Below are 15,620 nucleotides of genomic sequence, written 5' to 3'. Positions count from 1 at the left end.
ATGTTGTTATCTGACCAACTGATCGCCTGGCGGCGCGAGCTGCATCAGCATCCTGAGCTGTCGAATCATGAGTTTCAGACCACCGAGCGCATCACGCGCTGGCTGCGCCAGGGCGATATTCGTCTGCTGCCGCTGCCGCTGAAAACCGGCGTGGTGGCGGAGATTGGCCACGGCGAACCCCTCATCGCGCTGCGCGCCGATATCGACGCGCTGCCGATTGACGAAGCTGTCGAACATGCCTGGACGTCGCAGCAGCCCGGCGTGATGCACGCCTGCGGACACGACCTGCATACCTCGGTAATGCTTGGCGTCGCGCACCGTCTGCGCCAGCAGGAGCAGCAGCTGCCCGGCCGGGTGCGCATTCTGTTCCAGCCGGCGGAAGAGACCTTTAACGGCGCGCAACAGCTGATCGACGCCGGCGCGCTGGAGGGCGTGCAGGCGATCTTCGGCATGCATAACGCGCCGGATCTGCCGCTCGGCACGCTGCGCACGCGCGGCGGCGCCTTTTACGCCAACGTCGACCGCTTTATCATCCGCATCCGCGGCAAGGGCGCGCACGCCGCGCGGCCGCATGAGGGTATCGACTCGATTGTGATCGGCAGCCATATCGTTACCGCCTTGCAGACCCTGCCGAGTCGCGTTTTCAGCGCGCTGGAGTCGGTGGTGCTGAGCGTCACGCGCTTTACCGCCGGCAACAGCTGGAACGTGCTGCCGCAAAGCGTCGAGCTGGAAGGCACGGTGCGCACCCATAACGACGCCATTCGCGAGGTGATTCCGCACCGCATGCGCCAGCTGATCGACAGCATCGCCGCCGGCTTTGGCGCGGAAGCGGAGCTGGAGTGGATCGCCGGGCCGCCTGCGCTGGTCAATACGCCCGCCTGGGCCGACTTTGCGCTGGAGCTGGCGCAGGCGCACGGCTTCACCGCCGAGCGCGCTACGCCACAGATGGGCGGCGAAGATTTCGCGTTCTATCTGCACCATGTGCCGGGCGCTTTTGTCAGCATCGGCAGCGCCAGCGCGTTCGGGCTGCATCATCCGGGATTCGATCCCGATGAGGGCATGCTCGAAGCGGCGGTGGACTATTTTACGCAGCTTGCGCCGCGCGCCCTGGATATCGTGGCCAGCGCATGACGAAAAAGAGGAGAAAGGAGATGGCGATTCCCGTTCCCGTACCGGTGCTGGATCATGTGGTGATTAACGTGGCGGACAGGCTGGACGAGGCGAGCGCGCTCTACCGGCGGCTCGGCTTTCAGCTCAGCGAGCGCGGCCACCATACGCTCGGCTCCAGCAACCACCTGGCGATTTTTGGCGAGAACTACCTGGAGCTGCTGGGCTATGAGCCCGGCCGTGGCGAACAGCGCAAAGATTTGTGGCAGGCGCCGCCTGGCCTGACCGGCCTGGTATGGAAAACCCAGGATGCGGAGAGCACCTGGCTGCATCTTCAGCGTCAGGATCTGGACGGCGACGCGCCCGCCGCGTTTCACCGGCCGGTGACGCTGCCGGACGGCGAAGCGAGCGAGGCGCACTTTCGCACCGTGCGGCTGCGCCCCGCGCTGATCCCCAACGGCCGCAGCTTTTTCTGCCAGCACGACACGCCGCATGCGGTGTGGCAGGCCGCCTGGCAGTCGCATCCTAACGGCGTGCGCAATATCAGCGAGTTTGTCATCGTGGCGCAGGATCCGGCGCTCTCCGCTCAGGTTTACAGCCACCTGTTCGGCGCGGATCGCATCCTCGCCTGTCAGGATGGCGCCTTCGTGCTGAAAGCGGGCGAAGCGAAGGTACGTTTCGCCTCCGCCGCCTATGCGCAGACGCGCTTCGGCTCGCTGCCGGCGGATTATGACGGCTCGGCGCGCATGTCCGCGCTTAGCTTCCGCAGCGACGATCTGGCGAAGGTGAAGGCGAGCCTGCTGCTGGGCGATATTCCGTTCCGTGAGGAGCCAGATGCGATTGTGGTGGCGGCGGAACAGGGGTTTAACGTGGCGCTGCGGTTTCATTTGTGAGGTAAGGGAGAGTACAGCCATTACGCCCTTCTCCAGGCTGTTGCGCTGCATTTAAGGCGGCGGCCTGAGAGATCATGGTTTTACAACGGCGCATTCTCTGCGCCCTCTGTCAGCTACCCTGACTTCAGGGCAAAACCACGGTGCCTTATGTGCAAATGAATATCGGTTGACACGCTAACCTACCTACTAGTAGATTGATGGGCAGCCGTTACTTTATCTTTTTGTCGGAGTATGCATGAATCCCGAACGTTCACCGAAAGCCGCAGAAATCATGCATCACGCCAGGATGCTACTCACCTCAGGCGGCTATAAAAGCTTTAGCTACGCCGATATAGCCGAACGTGTACAGATTCGCAAAGCCAGTATTCATCACCACTTCCCAAACAAAGCTGATTTGGTACAGGCGGTAGTCAGTGATTATCGTCAGCAGGCGCAGGCAGGAATGGCGGCAACCAGCCAGCACTTTGCCGGGGATGCACTGGGCGAAATTAATGGCTATGTGAATTACTGGGCGACCTGCATTAAAAACAACGATTCGCCCTTCTGCATTTGCGTCATGCTGGCGGTGGAATTACCGGTTTTACCTGAAGAGGTGGCAAGGGAGGTCCGCGGGCATTTTACCGACCTTACCGAATGGCTGACCGCCGTGCTGGACAGGGGCGAAAAGAGCGGCCTGTTTACCTTGCGCGAAAGTGCAGCGACGGAAGCAAAATCTTTTATGGCAACGGTACACGGTGCGATGGTCGCAGCGCGCGCTTTTGATAACGTTGACCTGTTCCTGCACATTGTCGAACCGGCAATCAATAAGCTGATCAAAACCAACGCATTATTGCCTGCTTAAAAGCGGCGTCTGCGGCTCTTTATTTTTGCTCTCGTTTCACTCTGCTCTGCCTCGCGCTGGCAGACAGAAAAAATAAAGCTGCTCTGAACATTTAATCCCATTTTACATGGGAGTAAGCAGCTGGATTTGTCGTTGTTGCTCAGCCTACCTTCTAGTAGGTCGCCTGAGTAAGAGTTAAACCAACAGGCATAATGCTGGTGAAATTATGCTTATACGCGCTTGCCATTATGGGGAAGTTATTTATGACCAGTATTGGTGCTCTGCCTGCAGCGGTAAATTTAATGTTGTCGAACGTTGACAGCATAAAAAACCGCTCTCCCGATCCTGTTGCATCAGGCTTCCAGACCCTCTTGCAGAATCAGGTGAAAGCTTCACAACGTCATGCGTTAAATATCGACACTTTGCAGCTTAAACGGTCAGAAAATATCTCATCGCATCGGTTAGACACCGATACCCTGCTTGCACAGCTGCTTGCCAGTAGAAAAATGCTGTTACCTCCCAGAACTGCCGAGTGTCACTCAGCAACGAACCACCGGAGAGCGTTGGCAGAGTGTCGTCGGGATAATCACTCTGATAGTGAAGCCTGTGAAATAGATTCTTCTGCGCATATTCACAACACCGATTCCCGCTCATGTCCTGGCCGCATTAATGATTCAGATGCACTGAACCTGGCGTGTAATACGCCTGTTGCAGGCATTCAGGTTGCGGCTCAGCCGCATTTTCCTGCCATGGCGATGCCGCCGCTTGCCTACATTTTTATTTGGGTATCCCCCGAGTTTGTCCGGTTCCCTGTGCGATTCTCTAACGACCATTCCTTGCGTATACGCAGAGTTCGTCTTTTAGACCGTTCAGGTCGTCGCCAGACTGGTCATAGCCTTAATGAAGAGGATTAATTTCGTCATGCGTTTATGCACCAGACAACGTTTATTTCGTCTCTAACAGCCGCTGTCCATCTGGAGAATCATTATGCAAAGCAAAGAATTAACATCCGATCACTCGCAAAACCATTGGCTTCAGTCTTACTATTATATGCGCGCTGCGGTATCTGTTATCTGGATTACGCTTGCGGTACTTCTCGGAAAAGAGAATCCCGTTATCGGTGCCGTTCTGCTGGTTCTCTATCCTGCCTGGGACGCACTCGCTAATTATATCGATGCTCAAAAATCAGGAGGTTTAGCCGTAAACCCGCCGCAGAAATTCAACCTTATTGTCAGCATGATTGTCGCACTGGCTATTGTCTGGGCGCTCTCCATAAGCATCAACGCCACCATTAAAGTCTTTGGCTTATGGGCAATATTTTCTGGCGTGCTGCAGCTTTCCGCTTCCCTCCGTCGCTGGAAAACCTCCAACGGGCAGTGGGCGATGATTTTAAGCGGCGCGCAATCTGCATTAGCGGGCATATTTATGTTTAAGCAGGCCAGCAGTGACCAGCTTTTAGATGTCACGACTGTTGCACCCTATGCGGCTTTTGGCGTCTTCTATTTCCTGATTTCAGCCGTCACCCTGACGATAAAAAACAGCCGAAAAAGTAAAATCATTGCCAAACGACAGGTGGATTAACGGGGGAATAGTCATATTTGAACATACGCCTGACGATCTTTGCTGAGTGAACAAGCGAGGCGTCCGCCCTTTTCTTTATTCAAACTTATGGCGAGAGATAAATATATGTCTACTGATGATTATCAGGCAGCACTATTATCGCATCGACAAACGATCGATAATCTTGATGCCGCGCTCATTTATATTCTGGCAGAGCGATTTCGGTGCACGCATAAAGTCGGCGAGCTTAAGGCGGCGCATAATATGCCGGAAAGCGATAAACACAGGGAAGCGGTGCAGCTGGCCAGATTGAAAGCGATCGCGAAAAGTTCAGGTCTCGATGTGAATTTTATGGAAGAAGTGATGCGTAAAATTATTGATGAGGTCGTACGCAGGCATGAAAAATTAAAAGCGTAACGCTGTAGCAAATTAACCTTCTTTAAAAGCCAGCATACTGTCGGCGATATCGAGCATGGCGCGCAGGCGATCCATATGCCGGAGGTCTTGATGGTAGCCTACCCAGATATCCCTTGATGGCGGCAGATCGGAAGTGGCAATACGCTGCAGTCCGGGAGTGGCATCGCCCAGAGGTTGCGGCAATACGGCAACGCCCATGCCGCACCGGCACATTTGCGCCTGAATCGCCCGGCTGGTGCTTTTAAACGCGGGTCTTGACTGCGGAAAACGCTCCAGAAGCCAGGCGACATCGGGAAAGTGCGACTGCTCGGTGTTCATCAGAATGAGCCCCACCGACGCGGGATCGGCGATCATTTTCTGCGCATTTTCAGGCGTGCCATAGAGAGCGTACGGCATGCTCATCAGGCGCCGCTGGACAATATCGGGATCGGTAAAGGGTACGATGCGAAACGCGATGTCGGCATCGCGGCGCGCCAGATTGAGCAGGCGGAAACTTGCGATGACTTCCGGCACAATCGCCGGGTGGCGACGCGTCAGTTCGCCGAGTACCGGCGCCAGAACATAGTTGGCAAACCACTCTGCTGAGGATATACGCAGTATCCCTTCCAGGCGGTCGTGATTTCCTGCCAGGCGACGTTCCAGCGCCAGCGCGGAGTTCTCCATCGCTTCCGCCAGCTTCATCACGCCGTCGCCGGCGTCCGTGAGGACCAGCCCCTCCTTTGTCCGGCGAAATAGCGCCTGCTGCGCTTCATCCTCAAGCGCCTTTATGCGGCGTCCGATGGTTGGGTGGCTCACGCCAAGACGCTGGGCCGCCTTACCAAAAGAACCGTTACGCATCACCGCAAGAAATACCTGAACGTCACCCCACTCCATGCCGCCGCCTCGCCGTTCAAAAATGAACATCGAATATACAAAATTGTCAGTTCTCAAACAACTTTGTAGGTATCACCATAGCTTCCATCACTCAATAGCCCTGTGCGGCCCTTTCAGGAAGCTGAAAACATGCTCAAATTAAAAGATAAAGTTGCCCTTGTTACCGGTGGCTCCAAAGGTATCGGAGCAGCGATTGCTCGTCAGCTGGCGGCTGACGGTGCGCAGGTTATCGTCAATTACGCCTCAGACAGAGGCGGGGCCGATAAGGTGGTGGCCGATATTGAAGCCGCCGGTGGACGGGCTGTGGCGGTAGCGGCGGATGTCACCCGCCAGACAGAGGTCCAGGCGCTGGTCAACGCAGCCATCGACCATTTCGGCCGCCTGGACATTGTGGTGAACAACGCCGGCATTTATCAGTTCGCCAGCATTGAAGAGAGCACCGAATCGCTCTATCGCAGACAGTTCGATATCAATGTTCTGGGACCGCTGTTAGTGACCGCCGCCGCCGCGCCGCATCTCGGCAATGGCAGCAGCATCGTTAACATCAGTTCCTTCGTCACCCGCGTTTTTATTGCCGAGAGCGCCATCTACAGCGGCGCCAAAGGTGCTATCGACGCCATCACCGGCGTTCTCTCTAAGGAACTTGGTCCACGCGGCATTCGCGTCAACGCGGTGAACCCTGGCCTGATTGAAACGGAAGGCAGCCATAGCGTCGGCGCGATGAACTCGGACTTTCAGACGTGGAATGAAGAGCAGACGCCGCTCGGCCGCATCGGCCAGGTGCAGGATGTTGCGCCGATCGTCTCTTTTCTCGCATCGGACGAGGCGCGGTGGATCACCGGCGAGGTGATCCTGGCCTCCGGCGGTATGCGCTGAGCCCTGACGGCGTAACCCCCGATTCTGCCCTCACCCTACCTCCCTTACCGTGACTGTTCCAAAGGAGTGTTCTATGTCGGCACATAGCCTCACGCAAGCCGAGCCGCGTCGCTGGGCGATGTTTATCATTCTGCTGGTTGGAGCCTTTTTGCCGCCGCTCGATTTTTTTATCGTTAACGTGGCGCTGCCTGCTATTCAGAGCAACCTGGGCACCTCTTCCTCGGCTGAACAGCTGGTGATTTCCTCCTATGCAGCCGTATATGCGGTAACGCTGATTACCGGCGGCCGCCTGGGCGATATTTACGGGCGCGGGAAGATGTTTTTCCTGGGGCTTATCGGTTTTGCCGCCGCCTCGCTGCTGTGCGGCTTAGCCTGGTCGCCGTGGGTGCTGATTACCGGACGCATATTGCAGGGCGCCACGGCCGCCATTATGGCGCCGCAGGCGCTGGCGTCCGTGCAGGCCATTTTCCCGGAGGCGGAGAAGCCCTTAGCGCTGAGTATTTATGGCGCCGTTTTTGGTCTGGCCTCCGTCATCGGACAGGTGTTGGGCGGCATCCTGATTGCAGCGGACCTGTTTCACCTGGGCTGGCGGGCGATTTTCCTCGTTAACCTGCCGGTGGCGCTGCTGGTCATGCTTTTTGGCCTGCCGTTGCTGAAAGAGACGCGGGCGCCATCGGCACAGCGGCTCGACCCCGTCGGTATGCTGCTGGCAACCCTGACGCTGAGCGCGCTGATTGTGCCGTTGATTGAAGGCCGTGAGGCGGGATGGCCCTGGTGGACCTGGCTGTTATTCGTTGCTTTCCCGCTGCTGGCCGCGTGGTTATGGCGTTATGAACGGCGCCTTAGCCAGAATGGCGGTTCGCCGCTGCTTGATCCCGCCGTGTTACGCGCGCCTGGTCTGGGCCAGGGACTGGCGATCGTGCTGCTGTTTTACTCTATCGGCGCGTTCTTTCTGCTGTTTTCTGTTTATCTGCAGGGCGCGCTGCACTTAAACGCCCTGACCGCGGGCACGCTTTTTCTGCCTTTTGGCATCGGCTTTCTGATCGGTCCATTACTGACGCCGTACCTGAGGCGCTTTGCTGGAAATTACCTTAGCGCCATCGGGATGGGATTCGAGACCTCAGGGTTAGCGGGCCTGGCATGGTTGATCGCCCATACGCTGACGGGCACGCCTCCTGCCATGCTGCCGCTCGCGCTACTCCTGTTTGCCACCGGTCTGGGCCAGGGGCTGGCGATGCCAACGCTGGTGCGGATGGTGACAGGCCAGGTTGCGCCAGCGTTTTCAGGTATGATTGCCGGCGTAACCAGCTCGGCGCTACAGATCAGCACGGCGCTGAGCGTCGCCGTGATCGGCGGCCTTTTTTACAGCCTATTGGGCACCAGCAAGAGCGGAGCGGATATCGCCCATGCCTTTATCGTCGCGCTTCTGGCAATGGCCGTCTGCCTCGCGACGGGCGCAGGGCTGAGTATCCGGCTAATTCGGCGCGCCTCTGCGCCCTCTGCCGCCCGGCCGCGCTTTTCTCTCAAGTAACATAATAAGCGTTAGCTGGCTGAGCGAATTCCCGTTTGATTCGCCAGCCAGCAGAGGGGGTGTCATCGCTCTACCTGAGCTTGTCCACCCACTCCAGGCACCATGACTGGCTTCATTCGCGCGAATGCATTTTCCTGGTCGTGCAAACTGGACGCGACAGGCGGTAGTTTTCCAGGGTAGAGCATCAGGAAAAGCAGACAGAACGGTAACAAACGGCTCAGGCTGAACAACGCTGAGCAAAGATATTGCTCTCCCGGGTCGCAGGAGAGCAACAGGCTCAGGCAATCAATATTGCCCGGATGTCATTTACGTTGGTTAACGTCGGGCCGGTTATCAGCAAATCATCAAGCGCGTGAAAATAGCTGTAGCTGTCATGTCCATCAAGATAGTTAACCGCATTAAGGCCGCGTATTTTGCCGCGTGTCAGCGTGTCCGGGAAGACTATCGCGCCCGCTGCATTTTCCGTGCCGTCAATACCATCACTGTCGCCGGCTACCGCCCAGATACCCTGCTCACCCTGCAATGCACAGGCAAGGCTGAGCAGAAACTCGGTGTTGCGCCCACCTTTTCCTGGCTGACCGTTGCTGACCGTCACGGTGGTTTCGCCACCTGACAACAGCACAGCAGGAGCGGAAACAGGATGCCCGTACTGCTTCACTGACCTGGCGATACCCGCCATAACCACGGCCGCTTCACGGCTTTCACCTTCTATCGCATCGCCCAGAATAAGCGGCGTGAGTCCATGATTGCGTACAGCTTCAGCCGCCTGCTGCAAAACCAGCGCAGGGGTAGCGATTAGCCTGACTTCGCCGTTCGCTATGTTTGCCATCGGTCGGGCCGGCTGGTTTAGCAGATCATGAAGAGCTTCAGGGATCGCGATGCCGTAGCGCTGAAGTACCCGGAGCGCATCATGCGGCATACTGTGGTCGGCAACGGTGGGGCCAGACGCTACGTCTGCCGGGTCATCGCCTGGCACATCACTGATAATCAGCGACACAATACGGGCCGGTTGCGCCAGCACCGCCAGCTTACCGCCTTTCACCGCGGAGAGGTGACGACGTACCAGATTCATCTCTTTGATGTTGGCGCCACTGTGTAGCAGAGACCGGGTGATTTTCTGCTTATCGGCCAGCGTTAACCCCGGCGCGGGCAGCGCCATCAGCGCAGACCCCCCACCGGAAATCAGCGCCAGCACCAGATCATCCGGTGTTAACCCGCGCAGTGTCTCCACAATCAGCATGGCGGCCGTTTCGCTCATCGCATCCGACACGGGATGCGCCGCCTCAATAACGCGGATGCGGCCCGCGGGCGCCGCATGACCATAACGCGTCACGACCACGCCTGACAGGTCCACATCCGGCCAGGCCGCATCCACCGCTGCCGCCATCGCTGCTGAAGCTTTACCGGCACCGATCACCACGCAACGGCCGCGTGGCTTTTCCGGCAGATTGGGAGGGATCAGCGGCCCGGCGCGGGCGCTGTCGACAGCCTGCTGAAAGATATCCTGCAGAATCGCTGCGGCCTGTTCATTTTTCATGGTTATGCGGTCTCGGCAACGTCAGCTTTAGCTTCGATAAATTGCACCACGGCGCGGGTGACGTCAGCGGTAGTGGCGGTGCCGCCGATATCAGGCGTCAGAATGCCTTCCTTACACACGTATTCGATGCCTTCCATGATCCGCGCAGCAGCGTCGCGTTCGCCCAGATGTTCAAGCATCTGCACGGCGGTCCAGAAGGTCGCAACCGGATTAGCGATGCCTTTACCGGTGATATCGAATGCTGAACCATGGATCGGTTCAAACATAGATGGGAAGCGGCGTTCCGGATCGATATTTGCGGTAGGCGCTACGCCCAGACTGCCTGCCAGCGCACCGGCCAGATCAGACAGAATATCGGCATGCAGATTGGTGGCAACGATGGTATCCAGCGTCTGCGGATGCAGCGTCATACGGTGCGTCATGGCATCGACCAGCATTTTGTCCCACTGCACATCCGGGAACTCCAGCGCTACCTCAGCGGCAATTTCATCCCACATCACCATACCGTGACGCTGGGCATTGGATTTGGTCACCACGGTCAGCAGCTTGCGCGGACGTGACTGCGCCAGTCTGAAGGCATAGCGCATGATGCGCGTGACTCCAACGCGGGTGAAGATGGCCACTTCGGTACCCACCTCTTCCGGCAAGCCGCGGTGCGCACGGCCGCCGTTACCGGAGTATTCGCCCTCAGAGTTTTCACGCACGATGACCCAGTCAAGATCGCCCGGACCACGATTACGCAACGGTGACGTCACGCCCGGCAGGATTTTAGTTGGTCGAACATTGGCGTACTGGTCAAAGCCCTGGCAAATCGGCAGACGCAGCCCCCACAGGGTGATGTGGTCTGGCACATCGGGTGCCCCCACCGCGCCGAAGTAAATAGCGTCGAACGTCTTCAGCGTGTTCAGACCTTCTTCCGGCATCATCACGCCATGTTTTTTGTAGTAATCCGATCCCCAGTCAAAGGTCTCTACATCAAACTTCAGTTGTGGATCGCGACGCGTCAGCGCATGCAGCACCTCAACACCAGCTGAAATGACTTCCGGACCGATACCGTCGGCAGGTATGGCTGCAATTTTGTAGTTACGCATAGTTACTTCTCCAGTCAATGAATATGAGGATGAGGGATCTCTGCCGTTTGCGGTTTATTCGCTCTGGCAGAAAGAATCAGGACAATCAGAGCTGAGAGCGCCAGCAGTCCGGCGACAAAGTAGAGTCCCCAGCTGTAGCTGCCGGTCTGCTGACGGATCACGCCAGTCATCATCGGGCCGACAAAACCGCCGAGATTGCCGATGGAGTTGATCGTAGCGATACCCGCTGCGGCTGCCGGCCCGCTGAGAAATAGCGTCGGCATGCTCCACAGCGGCGGTTTCGATGCGCTGATCCCCACGGTGACCAGCGTTAAGGCGACGATCACGGCGAACAGCGTGCTGACGTTACCGGCGTAAATCAGCCCGGCTGCCGCCAGCAGGCAGGCGCCAATCACATGCCAGCTGCGCTCTTTAGTGCGGTCGGAATGACGCGCCCACAGGATCATGGCGATAACGCCGATAACCGCCGGGAAGGCGTTAAGGAAACCAATTTCAAGCGATGTGGCGCCGAAGCTGCGGATGATTTGCGGCGACCATATACCAAGCGTATAGAGTCCGGCGGATGTACCGAAATAGACCAGCGCCAGCGCCAGCACGCGCTTATCCGCCAGTCCGCGCCATGCGCTGCTGTGGCTCTGTTTGCCCGCACGAGCTAGCTCCTCGGCCTGCATGGTGTTTTCCAGCCAGGTGCGCTCCTCATCAGTCAGCCATTTGGCTTTGGCCGGGCGGTCAGTCAGGAAGAACAGCACCACAACGCCAAGCATCAGCGCCGGGACAGCCTCCAGTACAAACATCCACTGCCAGCCGGCGTAGCCGAGGAAACCATGCATCTCCAGCAGGGCGGCTGAAACAGGCGATCCCAGCGCGGTTGAGAGCGGAGCGGCGGCCATAAAGATGGCAGTGACCTGCGCGCGTTTTGCTGCCGGGAACCAGTAGCTGAGATAGAGGATGATGCCCGGAAAGAAGCCTGCCTCAGCCACGCCGAGCAGAAAGCGCAGAATATAGAAGCTGGTCGTACCCTGCACAAAAGCCATGCAGCCAGAGACTAAGCCCCAGGTGATCATCACGCGGGCGATCCAGATGCGGGCACCCACTTTATGCAGAATTAAGTTGGACGGGACTTCAAAAAGAAAATAGCCGAGAAAGAATATGCCGGCACCGAGCCCAAATACTGTAGGTGAAAAGCCCAGATCCTGATTCATGGTCAGGGCAGCGAAACCTATGTTTACCCGGTCCAGGAACGCAATGAAATACAGCAGCATAATAAAAGGAATGATGCGCAGGGTAACCTTTCGCATAACCTTTTTTTCGAGGTCGTTATTCATTTCAGGATGCTCCACAGTCATGTAGGGTTGTTATCGTTTTGTAATGATCCCAGTATGAAGTTTTGCGCGGCTTTATCATCGGCACTGCTTTATACAAATAATTTGCATAATCAGGTTTGGATGGAAAAATGGATATAAATCAGCTGCGTTGCTTTGTGGTGCTGGGTGATGAGCTTCACTTTGGTCGGGCCGCCCAGAAACTTGAAATGATGCCTGCGTCACTCAGCCGTTTCATAAAATTGCTGGAAGAGGATTTGGGGATAAGGTTGCTGAACCGATCGACCAGAAATGTGTCGCTGACGCCTGAAGGGGCAGCATTTTTGAATGAGGCCAAAGCCGTAATTGCTGATTTCGATGCGCTGCGGCTGCGGTTCCGTAAAAAAACCTTATCGCAGAAAAGAACGCTGCGGATAGGTGCTATTGACAGCGCAGCCAGAGGGTTATTGCCGGAACTGATTAATCTTTTCGTCAGGCAGTTTCCCGATGCGGATATTCATATTACGGAAGATAAAACGCATAGCCTAATCCCCCGACTTCTCTCCGGATGGCTGGATGTGATCTTTGTACGTCCGCCTGAACATGTTGACGTCACGCTGACAACACGCTTTATCGCAAATGAAACCTGCGTGCTTGCCGTTCCTGCCCATCATCGGCTGGTAAGTCATAGTGAAGTCAGTATTAATGATTTTCGTCATGAACCGGTAATCGTACCGGAAAGGCGCACCCGACCTCACAGTCACGATCTGACGATGAATGTTTTTAAGGCGGGCGGCTGCGTACCCGTTATTGCGCAGTATGCCGAAGAGAAACAGACCATCCTCAGTTTTGTCGCCGCCGGTCTGGGCATAGCTCTGGTTCCATCATCTTATAAGAATATGAATACAGACGGCGTAAAATACCTCGCTCTTTCTCCAGTGAAAAATGTGGAAGGACTTCCGCTGAGTGTGATGTGGCATCAGGGAAATAATAATATTTATGTCAAGGCTCTGCTGGATATGCTTTCTGACAACATTGAAAAGCTTACTCATAACCTGTAACTGATTACAGAAGGCTGGAGACTGGCCGTCCACTTACCTTGTGCATACGTGCTGAAAATAACCGCCGAAGCGTGGCGGGATATTTTGTTGTTCCTTTATGAGCGAAGGGAGGACTAAGCTGCCTGGCTGAACAGTCATCTCCCGTGAGGGATCGTTAACCACTTGAAAGCTCCTCATAAATCTCTTGTTGTCAGCAATATCCAAAGCTGGCACAGCAATTAATTTCGGTTCACACTCCACGCCTCTCACTTCCCTGTTCCCGCTGCCCCAAAGAGTTAATCCACTATACTCACTAATGCACTTCTGATTTCCCTACAAGGCTGCCTGGGTTAATAGCCTGACGCCAGCCACCCTGTAAGTATCTGGAGAACAACATGCAAAAGAATAACACCCTGAAAGCACTGCTGACCGCATCGGCAGTCGTCGCCATGTTTAGCACGGCTGGCGTCTATGCCCAGACGCCAGCCAGCCCCGCGCAGAACGGCGCCGCAGGCCAGACCGCATCAGACGGCAAACTCAGCGCCGGCGATGAAAAAGCGCTGAAGGATATGGCGCAGGCCAATATCAATGAAGTGGCCGCCGCCAAAATCGCGCTGAGCAAAGCGCAAAGCAGCGAAGTGAAGGCCTTCGCGCAGAAGATGGTCGACGATCACGGCGCGGCCCTGACCAAAGTCCAGACGGTCGCCGAGCAAAAAGGCGTGACGCTGCCGACGGAGCCGGATGCCAAAAACAAAGCCATGGCAGCGAAGCTGGAAAAAGAGAGCGGCGCCGCCTTTGACAAGATGTATATGACCAATGCCGGCACCATGGACCACAAGATGGTGCTGTCAAAACTGCAAAGTGACGCCAAAAAGATTAAGGATCCCGATGTGAAGACCCTGGCTGACGCGCACACGCCGGTGGTAGAAGAGCATCTGAAGGCCGCCCAGCAGATGACGCAGGCAGGCAAGTAAACAGCTTGCTCGGCAGTAACAATGTCCTGTGACCCGGGTCGAAAGGGTTGCAGGAAAACAGAGCACGAGTGTCAGCGGTGAGGAAGCGGGACGGCCGCTCAATTAAGGCGCCGATTGATGTTCGCCTGTTTGCCGTCGCAAACTGACACTCACTCTACGTGCTGATGCCCCTTTTTTCCTCAAGACCCCGCATTCCGATCAGCGGTTGACTTACGCCGCGATAACCAGAGAATGATGCTCTCCGGATAGTTAGCGATATGAAAGGGAGTTTACCATTAGTTATTCCACCGTCTCCTTCTGCGCGGCGCGCAAAAAACGGCTGATCGCCGTCGCGCTGCTGCTGGCCGGCTGCGCCTCCGAGCCGCCCAAATCGCTGGTCACGCCCTTTCCCGCCGCGCAACCGCAGCCGCAAAAAACCACGCCGGCAGCCGCGCAGCAGCCGGTACGCGGCGTCTGGCTCGCCACCGTTTCCCGTCTCGACTGGCCGCCGGTCAATTCGGTTAACCTCAGCAGCGCGACGCAGCGCATTCAGCTACAGCAGCAGGCGCTGACGGCCAAACTCGACAGGCTGAAAAGCCTCGGCATCAACACGGTTTTCTTCCAGGTCAAGCCGGACGGCACCGCGCTCTGGCGCTCCGATATTCTGCCCTGGTCCGATATGCTGACCGGCACTATCGGCGCCGATCCCGGCTACGATCCGCTGATGTTTATGCTGGATGAGGCGCACAAGCGCGGCATGAAAGTACACGCCTGGTTCAACCCCTACCGCGTCGCCGTTAATACCAAACCCGCGACCCTCGCGGCGCTGAACCGCACCCTGTCGCTTCATCCCGCCAGCGTCTATGTGCTGCACCGCGACTGGATCCGCACCGCTGGCGATCGGCTGGTGCTGGATCCCGGCATCCCGGATGCGCGCGACTGGATCACCAGCATCGTAGCGGAAGTGGTCAGACGCTATCCCGTCGACGGCGTGCAGTTCGACGATTATTTCTATGCGGAAACCACAGACTCGCCGCTGAACGATGCGCAGACCTGGCGTACATACGGCCAGGGATTCGCCTCGAAAGCGGACTGGCGGCGGCATAACACCCAGCTGCTGATTGAGCAGGTGTCGCGCGCCATCAGGCAGATCAAACCGCAGGTCGAATTCGGCGTCAGTCCGGCGGGCGTCTGGCGTAATCTGTCGCACGATGCGGCAGGCTCCGACACGCGCGGCGCGGCCGCCTACGACGAAGCCTTTGCCGATACGCGACGCTGGGTGCAGCAGGGGCTGCTGGACTATATCGCGCCGCAGCTCTACTGGCCCTTCGCGCGACAGGCGGCGCGCTACGACGTGCTGGCGCACTGGTGGGCGCAGGTGGTGAAGCCGACCCATACGCGCCTCTATATCGGCGTCGCGCTCTATAAAGTCGGCGAGCCGTCGCGCACCGAGCCGGACTGGACGCGAGAAGGCGGCGTGCCGGAGCTGAAGAAGCAGCTCGATCTGAACGAAAGCACGCCGGGCATCGACGGCACCATTCTGTTCCGGGAAAACTACCTGAATCAGCCGCAGACGCAGCCCGCCGTTCGCTATCTGCAGCAGCGCTGGGGCGGCTGATTT

Annotated in this window: 15 protein-coding genes; 11 read left to right on the top strand and 4 right to left on the bottom strand. The window is 57.1% G+C overall.

What is annotated here, in order from left to right; genetic code table 11:
- From AC6I7Z_RS20445 to AC6I7Z_RS20420, 6 genes are all read left to right on the top strand, one after another.
- Window positions 1-1,131, top strand: coding sequence for an amidohydrolase (locus AC6I7Z_RS20445; protein WP_497815652.1), 1,131 nt, complete (start codon window positions 1-3; stop codon window positions 1,129-1,131).
- Window positions 1,132-1,151: 20 nt separating this feature from the next.
- A complete protein-coding gene (locus AC6I7Z_RS20440) occupies window positions 1,152-2,000 on the top strand; it encodes a VOC family protein (RefSeq protein ID WP_497815651.1) in 849 nt (282 codons plus the stop codon).
- A gap of 235 nt (window positions 2,001-2,235) precedes the next feature.
- The gene (locus AC6I7Z_RS20435) at window positions 2,236-2,841 is read left to right on the top strand and encodes a TetR/AcrR family transcriptional regulator (RefSeq protein ID WP_497815650.1); all 606 of its coding nucleotides are present in this window, start codon (window positions 2,236-2,238) and stop codon (window positions 2,839-2,841) included.
- A gap of 242 nt (window positions 2,842-3,083) precedes the next feature.
- On the top strand, window positions 3,084-3,734 hold the full coding sequence (locus AC6I7Z_RS20430; RefSeq protein WP_497815649.1) for a hypothetical protein: 651 nt from the start codon (window positions 3,084-3,086) through the stop codon (window positions 3,732-3,734).
- Window positions 3,735-3,807: 73 nt separating this feature from the next.
- Window positions 3,808-4,401, top strand: coding sequence for a DUF308 domain-containing protein (locus AC6I7Z_RS20425; protein WP_497815648.1), 594 nt, complete (start codon window positions 3,808-3,810; stop codon window positions 4,399-4,401).
- 105 nt (window positions 4,402-4,506) lie between these two features.
- Complete coding sequence (locus AC6I7Z_RS20420; RefSeq protein ID WP_497815647.1) at window positions 4,507-4,797, top strand: chorismate mutase; 291 nt, start codon at window positions 4,507-4,509, stop codon at window positions 4,795-4,797.
- A gap of 12 nt (window positions 4,798-4,809) precedes the next feature.
- Here the strand turns inward: AC6I7Z_RS20420 and AC6I7Z_RS20415 are convergent, their stop codons facing one another.
- A complete protein-coding gene (locus AC6I7Z_RS20415; RefSeq protein ID WP_497815911.1) occupies window positions 4,810-5,670 on the bottom strand; it encodes a LysR family transcriptional regulator in 861 nt (286 codons plus the stop codon).
- A gap of 129 nt (window positions 5,671-5,799) precedes the next feature.
- Here AC6I7Z_RS20415 and AC6I7Z_RS20410 point away from each other — a divergent pair, with 129 nt between their 5' ends.
- Together AC6I7Z_RS20410 and AC6I7Z_RS20405 are read left to right on the top strand one after the other, a co-directional pair.
- Window positions 5,800-6,546, top strand: coding sequence for an SDR family NAD(P)-dependent oxidoreductase (locus tag AC6I7Z_RS20410; RefSeq protein ID WP_497815646.1), 747 nt, complete (start codon window positions 5,800-5,802; stop codon window positions 6,544-6,546).
- A 73-nt stretch (window positions 6,547-6,619) separates the two neighbouring features.
- On the top strand, window positions 6,620-8,077 hold the full coding sequence (locus AC6I7Z_RS20405) for an MFS transporter (RefSeq protein ID WP_497815645.1): 1,458 nt from the start codon (window positions 6,620-6,622) through the stop codon (window positions 8,075-8,077).
- Between the two features lie 277 nt (window positions 8,078-8,354).
- Here the strand turns inward: AC6I7Z_RS20405 and AC6I7Z_RS20400 are convergent, their stop codons facing one another.
- The 3 genes from AC6I7Z_RS20400 to AC6I7Z_RS20390 are packed head-to-tail and all read right to left on the bottom strand — an operon-like array spanning window position 8,355 to window position 12,030.
- Window positions 8,355-9,614: a glycerate kinase type-2 family protein gene (locus AC6I7Z_RS20400; protein ID WP_497815644.1), complete on the bottom strand. Its 1,260-nt coding sequence runs from the start codon at window positions 9,612-9,614 to the stop codon at window positions 8,355-8,357.
- Window positions 9,615-9,616: 2 nt separating this feature from the next.
- Entirely contained in the window at window positions 9,617-10,705 is a 1,089-nt protein-coding gene (locus AC6I7Z_RS20395) for a tartrate dehydrogenase (protein ID WP_497815643.1), read from the bottom strand.
- Window positions 10,706-10,719: 14 nt separating this feature from the next.
- A complete protein-coding gene (locus AC6I7Z_RS20390) occupies window positions 10,720-12,030 on the bottom strand; it encodes an MFS transporter (protein ID WP_497815642.1) in 1,311 nt (436 codons plus the stop codon).
- Between the two features lie 128 nt (window positions 12,031-12,158).
- On the opposite strand from AC6I7Z_RS20390, the gene AC6I7Z_RS20385 reads away from it, so the two are divergent.
- The 3 genes from AC6I7Z_RS20385 to AC6I7Z_RS20375 all read left to right on the top strand — a co-directional run bounded on the left by AC6I7Z_RS20385 (window position 12,159) and on the right by AC6I7Z_RS20375 (window position 15,617).
- Window positions 12,159-13,067: a LysR family transcriptional regulator gene (locus AC6I7Z_RS20385; RefSeq protein WP_497815641.1), complete on the top strand. Its 909-nt coding sequence runs from the start codon at window positions 12,159-12,161 to the stop codon at window positions 13,065-13,067.
- A gap of 374 nt (window positions 13,068-13,441) precedes the next feature.
- Window positions 13,442-14,020 carry a DUF4142 domain-containing protein gene (locus AC6I7Z_RS20380; RefSeq protein ID WP_497815640.1) on the top strand — a complete coding sequence of 193 codons (579 nt, stop codon included), beginning with the start codon at window positions 13,442-13,444 and terminating at the stop codon, window positions 14,018-14,020.
- Between the two features lie 274 nt (window positions 14,021-14,294).
- On the top strand, window positions 14,295-15,617 hold the full coding sequence (locus AC6I7Z_RS20375) for a glycoside hydrolase family 10-like protein (protein ID WP_497815910.1): 1,323 nt from the start codon (window positions 14,295-14,297) through the stop codon (window positions 15,615-15,617).
- The last annotated feature ends 3 nt before the right edge of the window (window positions 15,618-15,620 follow it).

Source organism: Pantoea sp. X-Soil-MYKO-1289, assembly GCF_059730625.1.
This window is presented reverse-complemented; position numbering and strand designations above follow the sequence as displayed.

Bases quoted from the DNA above. Each gene is read 5' to 3' on its own strand.
- AC6I7Z_RS20380 (WP_497815640.1), top strand. From the start codon at position 13,442: ATGCAAAAGAATAACACCCTGAAAGCACTGCTGACCGCATCGGCAGTC.
- AC6I7Z_RS20395 (WP_497815643.1), bottom strand. From the start codon at position 10,705: ATGCGTAACTACAAAATTGCAGCCATACCTGCCGACGGTATCGGTCCG.
- AC6I7Z_RS20425 (WP_497815648.1), top strand. From the start codon at position 3,808: ATGCAAAGCAAAGAATTAACATCCGATCACTCGCAAAACCATTGGCTT.
- AC6I7Z_RS20420 (WP_497815647.1), top strand. From the start codon at position 4,507: ATGTCTACTGATGATTATCAGGCAGCACTATTATCGCATCGACAAACG.
- AC6I7Z_RS20440 (WP_497815651.1), top strand. From the start codon at position 1,152: ATGGCGATTCCCGTTCCCGTACCGGTGCTGGATCATGTGGTGATTAAC.
- AC6I7Z_RS20390 (WP_497815642.1), bottom strand. From the start codon at position 12,030: ATGAATAACGACCTCGAAAAAAAGGTTATGCGAAAGGTTACCCTGCGC.
- AC6I7Z_RS20385 (WP_497815641.1), top strand. From the start codon at position 12,159: ATGGATATAAATCAGCTGCGTTGCTTTGTGGTGCTGGGTGATGAGCTT.
- AC6I7Z_RS20430 (WP_497815649.1), top strand. From the start codon at position 3,084: ATGACCAGTATTGGTGCTCTGCCTGCAGCGGTAAATTTAATGTTGTCG.
- AC6I7Z_RS20445 (WP_497815652.1), top strand. From the start codon at position 1: ATGTTGTTATCTGACCAACTGATCGCCTGGCGGCGCGAGCTGCATCAG.
- AC6I7Z_RS20405 (WP_497815645.1), top strand. From the start codon at position 6,620: ATGTCGGCACATAGCCTCACGCAAGCCGAGCCGCGTCGCTGGGCGATG.
- AC6I7Z_RS20410 (WP_497815646.1), top strand. From the start codon at position 5,800: ATGCTCAAATTAAAAGATAAAGTTGCCCTTGTTACCGGTGGCTCCAAA.
- AC6I7Z_RS20435 (WP_497815650.1), top strand. From the start codon at position 2,236: ATGAATCCCGAACGTTCACCGAAAGCCGCAGAAATCATGCATCACGCC.
- AC6I7Z_RS20415 (WP_497815911.1), bottom strand. From the start codon at position 5,670: ATGGAGTGGGGTGACGTTCAGGTATTTCTTGCGGTGATGCGTAACGGT.
- AC6I7Z_RS20400 (WP_497815644.1), bottom strand. From the start codon at position 9,614: ATGAAAAATGAACAGGCCGCAGCGATTCTGCAGGATATCTTTCAGCAG.